We start from the raw sequence: 1,235 nt of genomic DNA, 5'->3' as shown, positions 1-1,235 counted from the left end.
GGCCCCTCGACGAACTGCTTGACCACCGCCGGCCCCCCGGCCAGCTCGACGCGCCACACCCGGGAGCGGGGGCTGCTCTCCAGCCGGTGCGGTTGACGCGGCGGTCCCAGCTCGGCGCGCAGCCCTTCCCCGAACGGCAGTTGTCTCCACATGGGCCCCATCCTGCCCGGCGTCACCGGTCCACGTCACCCGTCCGCCCCACCGCACGTGACGACCGGGGGCCGGACAGGTCTCAGACGGCCGCCCCGCCGCGCCGGGCGCGTACCGCCAGGACGGTCGCCCAACCGAGGCCGCCGAGGGCGACCGCCGCCAGCAGCCCTTCCGGAAGGGTGCCGAGGCGGGTGGCGGGGGTCAGCGAGGAGCGCAGCGGCACCGTGTCGACCAACGTGTCCGGGGTGAACATCTTCGTCTGCCGGACGATCGTCCCGTCCGGCCTGATGATCGCGCTGACCCCGCTGGTGACGGGCACCACGACCGTCCTGCTGTGCTCGACGGCGCGCACCCGTGACATCGCCAGCTGCTGGTACGTCATCTGGCTGCGGTCGAAGGTCGCGTTGTTGCTCGGTACGGAGATGAGCTGGGCGCCGTTGGTGACGGTGTCCCGCACCGCCCAGTCGAAGGCCGCCTCGTAGCAGGTGGCGAGGCCGACCTTCGTACCCGCCATGTCGAAGACCCCCGGCTTTGAACCGCGGCCGAAGTCGCGGGCGACCATGTCGGCGTAGCCGGGGGTGATGGATCGCAGCAGGGAGCGCAGGGGCAGGTACTCGCCGAACGGCTGGATCTGGCGTTTGTCGTAGGTGGCCGTCGGCCCCTTCGCGGGATCCCAGAGGATCTGGGTGTTGCGCAGTGGTCCGGTGTCCGGGGTGATCACGGCCCCCACCGAGATCGGCACCCCGATCGCCTTCGCCGCCTGGTCGATGACCTGGCGGGCGTCCTCGTTGCGGTACGGGTCGATGTCCGAGGAGTTCTCGGGCCAGAGCACGAAGTCGGGCTGGGGCACCTTGCCCGCCTTGACGTCGGCGGCGAGCCGGAGAGTCTCGCGGACGTGGTTGTCGAGGACCGCGCGGCGCTGGGCGTTGAACTCCAGGCCGGCCCGGGGCACGTTGCCCTGGACGGCGGCGACGGTCGCGGTGCCGTCCTCGGCCGCGTCGGACACCAGCGGCAGGGCGGCGAGCGCCCCGAGCACCGGCACGAACACGGTGGCCGCCGCGACGGCGGCGGCCCGTCGGGGCAGC

1 protein-coding gene is annotated in these 1,235 nt (G+C 72.9%); it reads right to left on the bottom strand.

Annotated features, from left to right (window positions below):
• Positions 1-232 precede the first annotated feature (232 nt).
• A partial coding sequence (gene lnt, locus GT042_RS36450; RefSeq protein ID WP_161312952.1) for an apolipoprotein N-acyltransferase occupies positions 233-1,235 on the bottom strand: 1,003 nt, incomplete at its 5' end.

It is taken from the genome of Streptomyces sp. SID3212 (assembly GCF_009865405.1).
Taxonomy (GTDB): Bacteria; Actinomycetota; Actinomycetes; order Streptomycetales; family Streptomycetaceae; genus Streptomyces.
The sequence above is the reverse complement of the archived record's forward strand: the minus strand, read 5'-3'. Positions and strand labels throughout refer to the sequence as shown.